Below are 14,158 nucleotides of genomic sequence, written 5' to 3'. Positions count from 1 at the left end.
GGGTCTGTAGCGCGGGGTCACTTGCCCAGCAATTGGGTAGGCGCCGCCTGTTCAGCCGGCAGCGGGTCCTTGAAGAGCATCTGGCAACCGCTGAGCAGCGGGAACGACGGGGCAATCAGAATGCGCCAGGCTTGCATGCAACTCTCCTTTGAACACCAGAATGACTGTAGCCGCTGGCGTGGGCCTCAGCCGACAGGCCGCAGCCGGTCAGCCGTGTGGGGCGCGTCAGACCGAAGCCAGAACCAGATGCATGTAGCGCGTGAGAATGCCGAGCATCTCTTCCTCCGCCAGCGGCTCAGCGCCGTTGAGCAGGCCCTGATACTCCATCCGGCCGATTATAGACGTCAACACCTTGGCATCCTGCTGCGGCTCCCGCGAGCCCAAGACCTGAAAGAACTGACAGGTGCCGTGGAGCAGGATCTGCTGGTGCGAGCGCACCAACTGCGCCAGGCGCGGGTTGAGCAAGGCTTCCTGGCGGAAGGCCTGCTCGGCCATCAGGTGCTCACGGCGGGTGCTCAACTGGCGCTGCACATAGTCGGCGGTCAGCCGAGCGATGTCGTCGGCCAGCTGCGAGCGAGACGCCGGACTGCCATCACCGTAGGCGACCATTTCTCGCAGCAACCCTTCGTTGTTGGCCCACAGCTTGCCCATGAACGCCGCGCTGCGTTCCACATATTGAGCGAAGGTATCGGTGAGCAAGTCATCGATATCCTTGAAGTAATAGGTGGTGGCCGACAAGGGCACGCCGGCTTCGGCGGCCACCGCGCGATGGCGCACGGCCCGCACGCCGTCACGCACCACAATGCGCATGGCGGCATCAAGAATGTCCTGTCTACGCTGCTCACTGCCCTGCCGGCTGGCCTTACGCCCCTGGTACTGAACACTTTCAGCCACCGCAGTGGCGATGCCGGCTGCACCTTCTTGAGCAATTGCGCGGTTCACGACAGATATTCCCTCTTGAAAATCACACAGAATTAGAAGCGGTACGTCAGTTCCAACCAGACAATAAAAAGCCGCCTGTTAAAGGCGGCTTCTTATTCACAACACTTAAGCTTGCGGCCGCATGTGCGGGAACAGGATCACGTCGCGAATCGACGGCGAGTTGGTCAGCAGCATCACCAGACGGTCGATACCGATGCCTTCACCGGCGGTGGGCGGCATGCCGTATTCCAGGGCACGGACGAAGTCCGCGTCGTAGTGCATGGCTTCGTCGTCACCGGCGTCCTTGTCGGCCACCTGGGCCATGAAGCGCTCGGCCTGATCTTCCGCGTCATTGAGCTCGGAGTAGGCATTGGCGATCTCGCGGCCGCCGATGAACAGCTCGAAACGGTCGGTGACGTTGGGGTTCTCGTCGTTGCGACGAGCCAGCGGCGACACCTCGAACGGGTACTGGGTGATGAAGTGCGGCTGTTCCAGCTTGTGCTCCACCAGCTCTTCGAAAATCATCACCTGCAACTTGCCCAGACCTTCGAAGCCCAGAACCTTGGCGCCGGCCTTCTTGGCGATGGCGCGAGCCTTGTCGATGTCATTCAGGTCATCGGCCGTCAGCTCAGGGTTGTACTTGAGGATCGAATCGAACACCGAGAGACGGGCGAACGGCTCGCCGAAGTGGAACACCTTGTCGCCGTACGGCACGTCGGTGCTGCCCAGCACCAGCTGCGCCAGTTCACGGAACAGCTCTTCGGTCAGGTCCATGTTGTCTTCGTAGTCGGCGTAGGCCTGGTAGAACTCCAACATGGTGAATTCAGGGTTGTGACGAGTCGAAACGCCTTCGTTACGGAAGTTGCGGTTGATCTCGAACACTTTTTCAAACCCGCCAACCACCAGCCGCTTGAGGTACAGCTCGGGCGCGATGCGCAGGAACATTTCCATGTCCAGGGCGTTGTGGTGAGTCTCGAACGGCTTGGCCGCGGCGCCGCCAGGAATGGTTTGCAGCATCGGCGTTTCGACTTCGAGGAAGTCACGCTTCATCAGGAAGCTGCGGATGTGGGCAATGACTTGCGAACGCACGCGGAAGGTCTGACGCACGTCTTCGTTGACGATCAGGTCAACGTAGCGCTGGCGGTAGCGCTGCTCGGTGTCGGTCAGGCCGTGGTGCTTGTCCGGCAGCGGACGCAGCGATTTGGTCAGCAGGCGCACGTGGGTCATTTCAACGTACAGGTCACCCTTGCCGGAACGGGCCAGGGTGCCTTCGGCGGCAATGATGTCGCCCATGTCCCAGGTTTTCACCGCGGCCAGGGTTTCTTCGGACAGGGTCTTGCGGTTGACGTAGACCTGGATGCGACCGGTCATGTCCTGGATCACCATGAACGAGCCACGGTTGAGCATGATGCGACCAGCAACCTTGACCGGGATCGCCGCCTCTGCCAGCTCTTCCTTGGTCTTGTCGGCGTACTTTTTCTGCAGATCTTCGCAGTAGTTTTCGCGGCGGAAGTCGTTCGGGAAGGCATTGCCCTTGGCGCGCTCGGCAGCAAGCTTTTCCTTGCGCAGGGCGATCAGGGAGTTTTCTTCCTGTTGCAGGGCTTGCGGGTCGAGTTGTTGGTCGCTCATGTCTTTAAATTTTCCATCAGGTTCGTTGCCCCCGGCCTGCGGCCGGGGGGCGCCGGGCAAGGACTCGTCGTCCCCCCGGCTCCTACAGGGTTTTACAGGCCGGACTTCAGGCTGGCTTCCAGGTACTCGTCGATGTCGCCGTCGAGCACCTTGTCGCAGTCGCTGCGTTCGATGTTGGTGCGCAGGTCCTTGATCCGCGACGCGTCGAGCACGTACGAGCGAATCTGATGACCCCAGCCGATGTCCGACTTGGTGTCTTCCAGGGCCTGGGAAGCCGCGTTGCGCTTCTGCATTTCCTGCTCGTACAACTTGGCCCGCAGCATTTTCATGGCGGTGTCCTTGTTGGCGTGCTGGGAGCGTTCGTTCTGGCAGCTGACCACGGTGTTGGTCGGTACGTGGGTAATACGCACGGCCGAGTCGGTGGTGTTTACGTGCTGACCACCGGCACCGGAGGAGCGATAGGTATCGATCCGCAGGTCGGCCGGGTTGATCTCGATTTCCACCTTGTCATCGATCTCGGGCGAGACGAACACTGCCGAGAACGAGGTGTGGCGACGGTTGCCGGAGTCGAACGGGCTCTTGCGCACCAGGCGGTGCACGCCGATTTCGGTGCGCAGCCAGCCGAAGGCGTACTCGCCCTTGATGTGCACGGTCGCGCCCTTGATTCCGGCCACTTCACCGGCCGACAGCTCCATGATGGTCGCTTCGAAACCGCGCTTGTCGGCCCAGCGCAGGTACATGCGCAGCAGGATGTTGGCCCAGTCCTGAGCCTCGGTACCGCCGGAGCCGGCCTGGATGTCCAGGTAGGCGTTGTTCGGGTCCATTTCGTGGCTGAACATGCGGCGGAATTCTAGTTTGGCGAGGTTTTCCTCGAGACGGGCCAGTTCGGCGACGACATCGCCCACTGCACCTTCGTCGTTTTCTTCGACGGCCATGTCCAGCAGGTCGCGGCAATCGGCCAGACCGCCGTTCAGCTCGTCCAGGGTCTCGACGATCTGTGCCAGCGCAGCGCGCTCGCGGCCCAGTTCCTGGGCGTATTCGGGTTTGTTCCAGACACTCGGATCTTCAAGCTCGCGATTGACCTCGGTCAGACGCTCATGCTTTTGATCGTAGTCAAAGATACCCCCGAATAGTTTCGGAGCGCTCGGACAGGTCCTTGATGGTGTTAAGGATCGGGTTGATTTCCATGGGGGCGGCACTCGTTGGCGAACTTTTGAAAGCCGGAGATTATAACGGAATCACCGAATCACGGCAGCCCGCTTAGCGGCTTTAGCGGCCAATCAGCCATCTAATTTCAGTGAGCGAACCACTGAAATTCGCGCGTAGGCGCCATTTTACCGCCCTGATCCATCTGCGCCCGGGTCCGAAAGGCAGCCGGGGCCAGCCCGCTACCCGCAGGCCATGAGCCGCCCCCCCCCCAGAGCCGCTACTCGATCCCTACCTGGTTGCGACCGTTGTTCTTCGCCAGGTACAACCCTTTGTCCGCCGCCGAAATCAACTGCCGACAATGGCTGTTGGGCTGCGGCGTTACAGTGGAAAGACCGATGCTGATGGTCAGGCTGGCGCCCTCCACCGGCACGATATGAGGGATTTTCAGGGCTTCCACGGTCTGGCGCAGCTTCTCCGCCACCAGTCGCGCCCCGCCCGGCGAAGTATTGGGCAGCACCAGCACGAACTCTTCGCCGCCGTAACGCGCCGGCAGGTCGGAAGGCCGGCTGCTGGCCTCGCGTATCGCCGTGGCCACCTTGCGCAGGGCTTCATCCCCTTCCAGGTGGCCGAAGGTATCGTTGTAGGTCTTGAAGTAGTCGACGTCGATCATCAACAACGACAGCTGGCTCTGCTCTCGCATCGCCCGACGCCACTCCAGCTCCAGGTATTCGTCGAAGTGCCGACGGTTGGACAGCCCGGTCAGGCCGTCGGAGTTCATCAGTCGCTGCAGCACCAGGTTGGTGTCCAGCAATTGCTGCTGGCTGACCCGCAACGCACGGTAGGCCGCATCGCGCTGCAACAGGGTCATGTAGGAGCGCGAGTGATAGCGGATGCGCGCCACCAGCTCGATGTTGTCCGGCAGCTTGACCAGGTAGTCGTTGGCCCCGGCGGCAAAGGCCGCACTCTTGATCAGCGGGTCTTCCTTGGTCGAGAGGACAATGATCGGGATGTTCTGGGTCGCCGGATGATTACGGTACTCGCGCACCAGGGTCAGGCCATCCAGCCCTGGCATCACCAGGTCCTGGAGGATCACCGTGGGCTTGATGCGGATGGCCTGGGCGATGGCCTGGTGAGGATCGGCGCAGAAGTGGAAGTCGATGTTTTCCTCATTCGCCAACCCACGCCGAACGGCCTCGCCGATCATGGCCTGGTCATCCACCAGCAACACCATCGCGGCGTTTTCGTCGGTCTTGAATTCGTCGAGCTGTAAATCATTCATGGGTTGTCACCTGAGTTGCTACCTGGCCAGGACAGCTGCGTTTTTCAGTCATTTGGCAAATATCTCCAGCAAACGTGGAGCAATCTTGTCCAGTGGGCGAATCTCTGCGGCGGCATCGATGGCAGCGGCCGCCTTGGGCATGCCATACACCGCGCTACTGTTCTGGTCCTGAGCGATGGTCAAATAACCCTGATCGCGCATCAACTTCAAGCCCTGGGCACCATCGCGACCCATGCCGGTCAGCAGCACCCCCACCGCATCGCCATTCCAATAGCTGGCGACACTCTCGAAAAACACGTCGATGGAGGGCCGGTAGATTTCATTCACCGGTTCGGCGGTGTAGGCCAGGGTGCCGTTCTTCAACAAGCGGATATGGTGGTTGGTGCCTGCCAGCAATACGGTGCCGCTTTGCGGCGGCTCGCCTTCCCGGGCCAGCCGTACCTGCAAGCCGGACGCGCTGCTGAGCCACTCGGCCATGCCGGCGGCGAACACTTGGTCAACATGCTGGACCAGCACGATGGCGGCGGGAAAGTCCTTTGGCAAGCCCTTGAGCAGCACTTCCAGGGCCGCCGGGCCACCGGCGGAAGAGCCAATGGCCACCAGGCTCTGGCGTGGCGCCCCGCTGCGCAGCGGCACCGGCGCCGAGCGCACCCGACTGCCGCGCTGGCCGATCAGCCAGCCGATATTGAGGATCTTGCGCAGCAGCGGCGCCGCCGCCTCCTGGGCATTGCCCGCGCCCAGGGCCGGGGTGTCCACCACGTCCAGGGCGCCATGGCCCATGGCCTCGAACACTCGGTGCACATTCTGCTGGCGGTCGACCGTGACGATCACGATGGCGCAAGGCGACTCGGCCATGATCCGCCGCGTGGCCTCGACACCATCCATGACCGGCATGATCAGGTCCATGAGAATCAGGTCCGGCGTCAGTTCGGCGCAGTATTTCACCGCCTCGGCGCCATTGGTGGCGACCCACACCACCTCGTGGCTGGGGTCGAAGGCCAGGGCCCGGCGCAACGCCTCCACGGCCATGGGCATGTCGTTGACTATCGCTATCTTCATGCCCGCGCTCCTCCAATCAGCTCAACCACTGCGTCGAGCAGGGCGTCGTCATGGAAACTGGCTTTGGCTAGATAGTAGTCGGCGCCGGCATCCAGTCCACGGCGCCGGTCTTCCTCACGATCCTTGTAGGACACCACCATCACCGGCAGGGATTGCAGGCGATTGTCGCGACGCAAGAGTGTGACCAATTCAATTCCATCCATTCGCGGCATATCGATATCGGTGATCAGCAAGTCGAAGCTTTCCGAACGCAAGGCATTCCAGCCATCCATGCCGTCCACTGCAACGGCCACATCGTAGCCGCGATTGATCAATAGCTTGCGCTGCAACTCTCGCACCGTCAGTGAGTCGTCCACCACCAGAATACGCTTGCGCGCAGCCTGTGCATGCTGCTGGTGATGACGTGCGATGCGCTCCAGGCGGCCGGTATTGAGCAGTTTGTCCACCGAACGCAGCATGTCCTCGACATCCACGATCAGCGCCACCCGACCATCATCGAGCAGGGCCCCGGCGGAAATATCCTGGATCTTGCCCAGGCGGTCATCCAGCGGCAGCACCACCAGGGTGCGCTCGCCGATAAAGCGTTCCACGGCGATCCCGTACACCGCATCACGCTCGCGAATCACCACCACCTTGAGAGTCGGCGCGTCGGTCTCGGTCGCCGGCCGCTGCAACAGCTGACTGGCGGCCACCAGGCCCACATGCCGCCCCTCGTGCCAGAAATGCTGGCGCCCCTCCACCTGGACGATGGACTCGGGCTCCAGGTCGCACATGCGTTCGATATGGGCCAGCGGAAAGGCGTAGGCCTCGTCGCCGACCTCCACCACCAGGCTGCGCACCACCGACAGGGTCAAGGGCACTTCCAGGTGGAAACGGCTGCCCTGGCCGCTGGTCTGCTCCAGCTCCACCGCGCCACGCAACTGCCGCACCATATGCTGCACCGCATCCAGGCCGACGCCGCGTCCGGAAACCTCGGTGACTTTGTCCCGCAGACTGAAGCCCGGCAGGAACAGGAAAGTCAGGAGTTCTTCCTCGCTGAGCTGGGCGGCGGTCTGGGCCGGCGACAGCTGACGCTCGACAATGCTCTGGCGCAAGCGCTCAAGATCCACGCCGTTGCCGTCATCACTGAGTTCCAGCACCAGAAGACCGGCCTGGTGCGAGGCCCGCAGACGAATCACCCCTTCGGCCGGCTTGCCCGCCAGCAGGCGCTGCTCGGGCAGCTCGATGCCGTGGTCGACGGCATTGCGCAGCAGGTGAGTCAGCGGTGCTTCGAGTTTCTCCAACACATCGCGGTCGACCTGGGTTTTCTCGCCTTCGACTTCCAGGCGTACCTGTTTACCCAGGCTGCGCCCCAGATCGCGGACCATGCGCACCTGACCGGTGAGGACATCGGCAAAGGGCCGCATGCGACAGGCCAGGGCCGTGTCATAAAGCACCTGGGCCCGTTGACTGGCCTGCCAGCCGAACTCATCGAGCTCGGCGGTCTGCAGCGCCAACAGTTGCTGGGACTCGGCCAGCAAGCGTCGCGCGTCGGCCAGTGCCTCCTGGGCCTCCAGGCTCAGCGCATGCTCCTTAAGGTGCAGGTTGAGGTTTTCCAGGGCGGCCAGGCTGTTGCTCTGAATCCGTTTGAGGCGCTGCATCGTGACCAGGTAGGGCTTGAGCCGCTGGGTTTCCACCAGGGATTTGCTCGACAGGTCCAGCAAGCTGTTGAGGCGCTCGGCGGTCACCCGCAGCACCCGCTCGCCGCCCTCGGTCATGCGCTTGCCCGGGCGCCCGCTGCTCACTGCCGGCTCCAGGGCCGGATCGCTCGGTGGCGGCAAGGGCTCCAGTTCCTTCGGCAACTGCGCCATGGGCGCCACTGGTGCTTCCATTTGCGGCTCTGGCGGGGCGCTGGCCTGGGCCGGCACGCTTGGCGTTCCCGGTCCTTGAGTCAGCAGGCGCTCCATCAAGGCCACATAGACCGGAATATCCGGCGCCACGGTCTCAGCGCCCCCGGGACTGGCAATCCGCATCAACAGGTCGGTGCCCTGCAACAGGGCGTCGATATGCTCGGGCTGCAGGTACAGTCGCCCTTCCTGGGCACTGACCAGGCAATCCTCCATCACATGGGCAACGCTGACCCCGGCATCGACCCCGACAATCCGCGCCGCGCCCTTGAGTGAGTGGGCGGCGCGCATGCAGGCTTCCAACTGGTCGGCCTGGGTCGGATTGCGCTCCAGGGCCAGCAGCCCGGTACTGAGTACCTGAGTCTGGGCCTCGGCTTCCAGGCTGAACAGTTCCAGCAACGAGGCATCGCGCATTTGATCGGGGGTCATGTCAGGCTCCGGGTCACGGCCAAGAGCAGTTGCTCTTCATCCAGCAAACGCAGGCTGCGTCCCTGCCATTGCAACACGCCACGGGTGTACTTGGCATTGGCCTGTTCTCCGGAGAGCGAGGCAGCGTTGAGAAGGCGTTCGTCGATGGCATGGATGCCGTGCACCTCATCCACCGGCACCACCACCGGGCCGCCCTCGGCCCCAATGATCAGCATCCGCGGCATGACCCGCCCCGCGGCAGCGACCACCGGTGTGCCATCCAGGCCCAGCAGTTCGGTCAATGACAGACAGGCCACCAGGGCCCCGCGCACGTTGGCCACCCCCAGCAACGCCCGGGAGCGCTGGTGAGGCAAGGAATGGATTTCCTGCAGCGGTGCCACCTCCAGCAGGCAACGGGTCGCCAGTCCCAGCCACTCCTCGCCGAGACGGAACATCAGCAGCGAACGGGTGACCACATCGCTGTCGGCCTCCAGGTTCAGCGCGTGTTCCCGGTCCTCCTGACGCAACGAATAGCGGTCCAGCAGGCGCGTAGCAGCGGCGGAGTAGACCGCGCAGTTACGGCAATGGATATGCTCGGCGAGCAAAGGGCAGGACTTGTCGCCGTGGATGCCGATGCGGTTCCAGCAATCGTCGATGGCCTGCGCATCTTCACGGGTCACGTCCAATGAGTAGGAATGGCTCATCGTTTCAACTCACTGTCGGCAGTGCGAGTGCTGCGGGCAGCGCGCTCCTGCAATCGTTGGGCTCCGGCGACATCGCCCTGGGATGCCAGCAGCGCCGCCAGGTGCGCCAGGGCTTCAGGGTGCTGGGGAGCCAGGTACAGGGCCTTGCGGTAGAAACCCTGGGCTTCCATGGCGTTGCCGGCCACATCGCTGAGCAGCCCCAGCCAATAGAACACCTGGGCCACAGGTTCATGCTGCTGCAGATAGCGCTCGCAGGTGGCACGGGCTTGCGCGCTCTTGCCCTCATTGGCCAAGGCGGCAATGTTGGCCAGCAGGCTCGCGGCATCGCTGTCCGGCGGCGTGCTCTCGGCCACCGAGGCCGGGGCTGCACGGACGGCAAAGGGGCGCTGGCGCGGCGCCGCAGGCACCGAGCTGCGCGGCGGCAGGGGCAAGGACAAGGGCTGAGGCAAGGCCACGGGAGCTGGTGCAGGCTCGGGCTCGCTGTGCCGGCTGAAGGCAAAGGACTGGGGAATGCCAATCGAACGCATGCCCAGCCGCCCCAACAGGCTGCCCTCGGCAGGCCCGATGAACAGCACCCCCTCTTCATGGGTCAGGCGCTTGAGCACCTCGAACACCTGACGCTGGGTCGGCTGGTCGAAATAGATCAACAGGTTGCGACAGAAGACAAAGTCGAAAGGCGGCTCGCTGGCCAGCAAGCCCGGGGCCAGGACATTGCCCACCTGCAGCCGTACCTGCTCGCGAACCCGCTCGCTCAAGCGATAACGATCACCCTCGGCGCAAAAATGCAGCTCGCGGAACTCGGTGTTCTGGCCACGAAAGGAATTCTTGCCATAGACCGCCCCCCGGGCCCGCTCCACTGACAACGGGCTGACGTCCAGGCCGTCGACCTTGAACTGATGGGGAGCCAGGCCGCCATCCAACAGAGCCATGGCAATCGAGTAAGGCTCCTCACCGGTGGAACAGGGCAGGCTCAACAGGCGCAAGGCGCGCATGCCCTTGATCTGTGACAGACGTTCCTTGGCCAGCTTGACCAGGGTGGCAAAGGATTCCGGATAACGGAAAAACCAGGTTTCCGGAACGATCACCGCCTCGATCAGGGCCTGCTGCTCATCCCGGGAACCTTGCAGCTTTTGCCAGTACTCATCGCTGCTGCGGGCATACAGGGCATTGCTGCGCTGGCGCACCGCGCGTTCGATGATCGCCGGGCCCACCGAGGCGACGTCCAGGCCGATTCGCTCTTTGAGAAAGTCGAAAAACCGTTGTTCGTCGCTCATCGAAGCTCCTCAAGCGACGCCGGGTCCAGAGGCTCGGCCGGAAACAGCAACTCCCGCACCTGCGCGCTCAGCAAGTCATCGACCCGCACCCATTGCAAAAGCCCCTGGGCGTCTTCACGCACCGGCCCCAGATACGGCGCCTGGCGGTTGTCCAGGCCATAGGGCTGGAATTCCTGGGGGTCGCAGCGCAACGTGTCGTTGGCCTGCTCCAGCAACAAACCCAGCACTCGGGGTGGCTGGGAGCCGTCGCCACGGTAGTGCACCAGCACCAACCGGGTACTGGTACGCAACTGCGCCGCACGCCCGAACGTCAGCTCGCACAGGTCGATGACCGGCACCACCACCCCGCGATAGGCAAAGACCCCGGCGACCCAGGACGGTGCCTGGGCAATGGGCTTGAGCTGCAGGCGCGGCAACACCTCCACCACGTCAACGGCCTGTAGTGCATAGCGCTCCTGACCGATGCGGAACACCAGGAACAGAGCACTGCGCGCCCCGGCTGCGGCGCTGCGCTTGTGCGCGAACTCATCCATCAGACTTTGAAACGCGAGACGCCGCTGCGCAGGCCCACGGCCACCTGGCTCAGCTCATCAATGGCAAAGCTGGCCTGGCGCAGGGACTCGACGGTCTGGCTGCTGGCATCCCCCAGTTGCACCAGGGCATGGTTGATCTGCTCGGCGCCGGTGGCCTGGGCCTGCATCCCTTCATTGACCATCAGCACCCGAGGTGCCAGGGCCTGGACCTGATGGATGATCTGCGACAGCTGCTCACCCACCTGCTGCACCTCGGCCATGCCGCGACGCACCTCTTCGGAAAACTTGTCCATGCCCATCACCCCCGCCGACACCGCCGACTGGATCTCGCGGACCATCTGTTCAATGTCATAGGTGGCGACGGCGGTCTGATCCGCCAGACGTCGCACTTCAGTGGCCACCACGGCAAAGCCGCGGCCGTACTCACCGGCTTTCTCCGCCTCGATGGCGGCGTTCAACGACAGCAGGTTGGTCTGGTCGGCAACCTTGACGATGGTCACCACCACCTGATTGATGTTGCCGGCCTTCTCGTTGAGGATCGCCAGCTTGGCGTTCACCAGGTCCGCGGCACCCATCACCGAATGCATGGTGTCTTCCATGCGCGCCAGGCCTTGCTGGCCGGAACCGGCAAGCACCGAAGCCTGATCGGCGGCGCTGGATACTTCAGTCATGGTGCGCACCAGATCCCGGGAGGTCGCGGCGATTTCCCGCGAAGTAGCACCAATTTCCGTGGTGGTGGCGGCGGTTTCGGTGGCGGTGGCCTGCTGCTGCTTGGAGGTGGCGGCAATCTCGGTCACCGATGTGGTGACCTGCACCGACGAACGCTGGGCCTGCGATACCAGGGCGGTGAGCTCGGTCATCATGTCGTTGAAGCCGGTTTCCACCGCGCCGAACTCGTCCTTGCGATCCAGGTTCAAACGGCTGCTGAGGTCACCGGTGCGCATGATTTCAAGAATGCTCACGATGCGATTCATCGGCGCCATGATCGCCCGCATCAACAGCAGGCCGCATAGGCCAGCGACGAAAATCGCCACCAGCAACGATACGCCCATCCCAACCTTGGCTGCGGCCACGGCATCGTCGATGGCATGGGTGGCAGAATCGGCTATGCGCTTGTTGAAACTGATGAGCTCGTTGAGCTTGATGCGGCCCTTGATCCAGAGCGGGGTCAGTTGCTCGTTGAACAAGCGGATCGCCTCAGCACTCTGGTCCCGCAGGTGCAGGTCCAGCACCTGGGCCATGACGCGATTGAACTCTTGATGGTCTTTCTCGAAGGCCGCGAACGCAATCCGATCATCCTCAGTGGTGATCGACTGCTGGTAACCGGCCATCTGAGTCTGCAGGTTTTCTTCATATTTCTTGAAGTTCTCCTGGTCTTGGGCGCTGATGCCCTGGTCCCGCTTGAGCCCGATGATTTCCATCGTCTGTCGGTAGTTGTCGACCCAGGCTCCGCGAATCATCGAACTGAAATAGACCCCGGGCACCGCGTCGTCACGCATGCGCTCTTCAGCGGCTTCGATCTTCAACAGGCGCGAGTACGAGACGACAACCATCAACAACATGATGGCAATAATCACCGCAAAGCTCGCCAAAATGCGTTGGCGCAACGTCCAGTTCTTCACAGTCAGTCCTCGAAGCCATTCAAAAATGGAAGGAGTATAGCCGAGGACGATGCAGGTTTTATGGGTGGTTTAACAACCCGAATGGCACTTTCGGCATCTTTGTGTACCCGCTCTGGATGGTGGCTAAGCGGGCACTTTCAGGCTTGCAGAAGGTATTTCGGCAATACCTTCCGGCAGAACCGCCATCCTTGGCAAACGACAAGTCCCAGGTGCTTCAGAGAACGCTCTGGCGCACCTGGCTTTCCAGTTCGGCCTTGAGCCCCGGCGCCAGTTTCAACTGACGCGCCAGTTCGTCCAGGTAGGCCTTTTCCATGAAGTGTTCTTCATCCACCAGCATCACGCTGGCCAGGTACATCTCGGCCGCCATCTCCGGGGTGCTGGCAGCACGGGCCACGTCCGCCGGGTCCAGGGGTTTGTTCAACTCGCTGTGCAGCCAGTTCTGCAATTGCGGATCGTTGTCCAGCTTGCGGAACTCGCCTTCGATCAGTGCCCGCTCACGCTCGTCCACGTGACCATCGGCCTTGGCTGCCGCCACCAGGGCCTTGAGGATTGCCTGGCTGTGCTGCTCCACCTGCTGCGCCGGCAGCCGGTCAAGGGTCTGCGGCTCGTTGCGAGGAGCAGTGCCCTGTTGCGCTTGCCAGTTGCCGTAGGCTTTGTAGGCCAGCACTCCGAGAGCCGCCAGGCCGCCATAGGTCAGGGCCTTGCCGCCAAACTTGCGGGCCTTCTTGTTGCCCAGCAGCAAGCCCATGGCGCCAGCTGCCAGGGCCCCGCCGCCCGCTCCGGACAGCAGTCCACCCAGCCCGCCGGCCTGGCCGCCGAGCAAGCCGCCAAGGCCACTGGAATCGGGCCGGGCCTTGTCCGTTGGCGCCGCGCCCGCCTTGTTCTGCAGCAACTCCTGGCCGGACCTGAGTAATTGATCGAGCAATCCACGGGTGTTCATCTGCCGCCTCCGGAAAATTGGGTGTCACATCGACACATAAGGCCGTAAGCCTAGAGAGAAGTGCCCAGGTTCAGAGGGACGATAGTGCTTCTGAATGTTGCTTTCCCAGGAACCGGACAAAGGACCGGACAACGGGCCAGACACATGACCTGCACCACGAGCAAGATCGCCTTGCAGGAGCCGGCTTGCCAACGAAGCCCCCCACGCGCGAGAAATGCCTGCATCAAGGGTCCTCGATCAGTACCCACCCAGGCTGCCAGACTGGATTAGCGCCCCGAGTTACGGCACTATCGCCCGCCTGAAAAAACCCGGCGCCACCGACCGGAATCGCTGAAGACCTTCCGGCAGCAAGGATGCGCCCATGCCCCGACAGAACTGCGCCACCGCCCACGAGTGCCGCCCATGAGCCTGGACGCCGTAGGCCGTTATCACCTGATACGCATCATCACCGGCCTCGTGCCCCTTTCGCTGCCGGCGCCGCTGTTCTATCTGGCACATGTCTGGGGCATAGCGGTGTATCGCAGCTACTTCGGTTCCATCGCCAAGGGCTTCGGCCTGGGAATGATGGTGGAATTCCTGCTCCAATTGCTGATCCTCGTCAGCGTGCTGGTGGCCCTGGTGCCCAACCTGAAGGCCAAGCTGGGCCTGGTCGGCGCCCTGGTGCTGTTCACCGCCTGGGCGATGTTTCCCGACCATCCGATACGTGGCTACGTCTATTGCTTCCTGATGAGCGTGCCGCTGCTGCTGGCAATCT

General features: G+C 62.8%; 11 protein-coding genes. All 11 read right to left on the bottom strand.

Annotation, left to right across the window (positions count from 1 at the left end; genetic code table 11):
• Positions 1 to 225: 225 nt before the first annotated feature.
• Positions 226 to 942: a TetR/AcrR family transcriptional regulator gene (locus PQT43_RS02060; RefSeq protein WP_102878526.1), complete on the bottom strand. Its 717-nt coding sequence runs from the start codon at positions 940 to 942 to the stop codon at positions 226 to 228.
• A 105-nt stretch (positions 943 to 1,047) separates the two neighbouring features.
• On the bottom strand, positions 1,048 to 2,550 hold the full coding sequence (gene lysS / locus PQT43_RS02055; protein ID WP_102861335.1) for a lysine--tRNA ligase: 1,503 nt from the start codon (positions 2,548 to 2,550) through the stop codon (positions 1,048 to 1,050).
• Between the two features lie 92 nt (positions 2,551 to 2,642).
• A protein-coding gene (prfB, locus tag PQT43_RS02050; protein WP_102861334.1) for a peptide chain release factor 2 occupies positions 2,643 to 3,738 on the bottom strand; the annotation gives its coding sequence in 2 pieces (ribosomal slippage) (positions 2,643 to 3,665 and positions 3,667 to 3,738; 1,095 coding nt in all).
• Positions 3,739 to 3,976: 238 nt separating this feature from the next.
• Positions 3,977 to 4,978: a response regulator gene (locus PQT43_RS02045; RefSeq protein ID WP_102861333.1), complete on the bottom strand. Its 1,002-nt coding sequence runs from the start codon at positions 4,976 to 4,978 to the stop codon at positions 3,977 to 3,979.
• A gap of 48 nt (positions 4,979 to 5,026) precedes the next feature.
• Positions 5,027 to 6,037, bottom strand: a complete 1,011-nt coding sequence (locus tag PQT43_RS02040; RefSeq protein WP_102878525.1) for a chemotaxis response regulator protein-glutamate methylesterase — start codon at positions 6,035 to 6,037, stop codon at positions 5,027 to 5,029.
• Positions 6,034 to 8,352, bottom strand: a complete 2,319-nt coding sequence (locus tag PQT43_RS02035) for a hybrid sensor histidine kinase/response regulator (RefSeq protein WP_267269448.1) — start codon at positions 8,350 to 8,352, stop codon at positions 6,034 to 6,036. Before PQT43_RS02035 ends, PQT43_RS02040 begins: the two co-directional genes overlap by 4 nt.
• A complete protein-coding gene (locus PQT43_RS02030; RefSeq protein ID WP_102878523.1) occupies positions 8,349 to 9,035 on the bottom strand; it encodes a chemotaxis protein CheW in 687 nt (228 codons plus the stop codon). The genes PQT43_RS02035 and PQT43_RS02030 overlap by 4 nt, the downstream gene beginning before the upstream one ends.
• Complete coding sequence (locus PQT43_RS02025) at positions 9,032 to 10,309, bottom strand: CheR family methyltransferase (RefSeq protein ID WP_267269447.1); 1,278 nt, start codon at positions 10,307 to 10,309, stop codon at positions 9,032 to 9,034. The genes PQT43_RS02030 and PQT43_RS02025 overlap by 4 nt, the downstream gene beginning before the upstream one ends.
• Positions 10,306 to 10,842, bottom strand: a complete 537-nt coding sequence (locus tag PQT43_RS02020) for a chemotaxis protein CheW (protein WP_110652332.1) — start codon at positions 10,840 to 10,842, stop codon at positions 10,306 to 10,308. Before PQT43_RS02020 ends, PQT43_RS02025 begins: the two co-directional genes overlap by 4 nt.
• Positions 10,842 to 12,464, bottom strand: coding sequence for a methyl-accepting chemotaxis protein (locus tag PQT43_RS02015; protein ID WP_272753449.1), 1,623 nt, complete (start codon positions 12,462 to 12,464; stop codon positions 10,842 to 10,844). The genes PQT43_RS02020 and PQT43_RS02015 overlap by 1 nt, the downstream gene beginning before the upstream one ends.
• A gap of 214 nt (positions 12,465 to 12,678) precedes the next feature.
• Complete coding sequence (locus PQT43_RS02010; protein WP_110652331.1) at positions 12,679 to 13,404, bottom strand: tellurite resistance TerB family protein; 726 nt, start codon at positions 13,402 to 13,404, stop codon at positions 12,679 to 12,681.
• Positions 13,405 to 14,158: the final 754 nt, after the last annotated feature.

Origin of the sequence: Pseudomonas sp. BLCC-B112 (assembly GCF_028550695.1) — a bacterium.
GTDB classification, from domain to species: domain Bacteria; phylum Pseudomonadota; class Gammaproteobacteria; order Pseudomonadales; family Pseudomonadaceae; genus Aquipseudomonas; species Aquipseudomonas danubii.
Note: the sequence above shows the minus strand (reverse complement) of the source record. Positions and strands in the feature narration are given on the sequence as shown.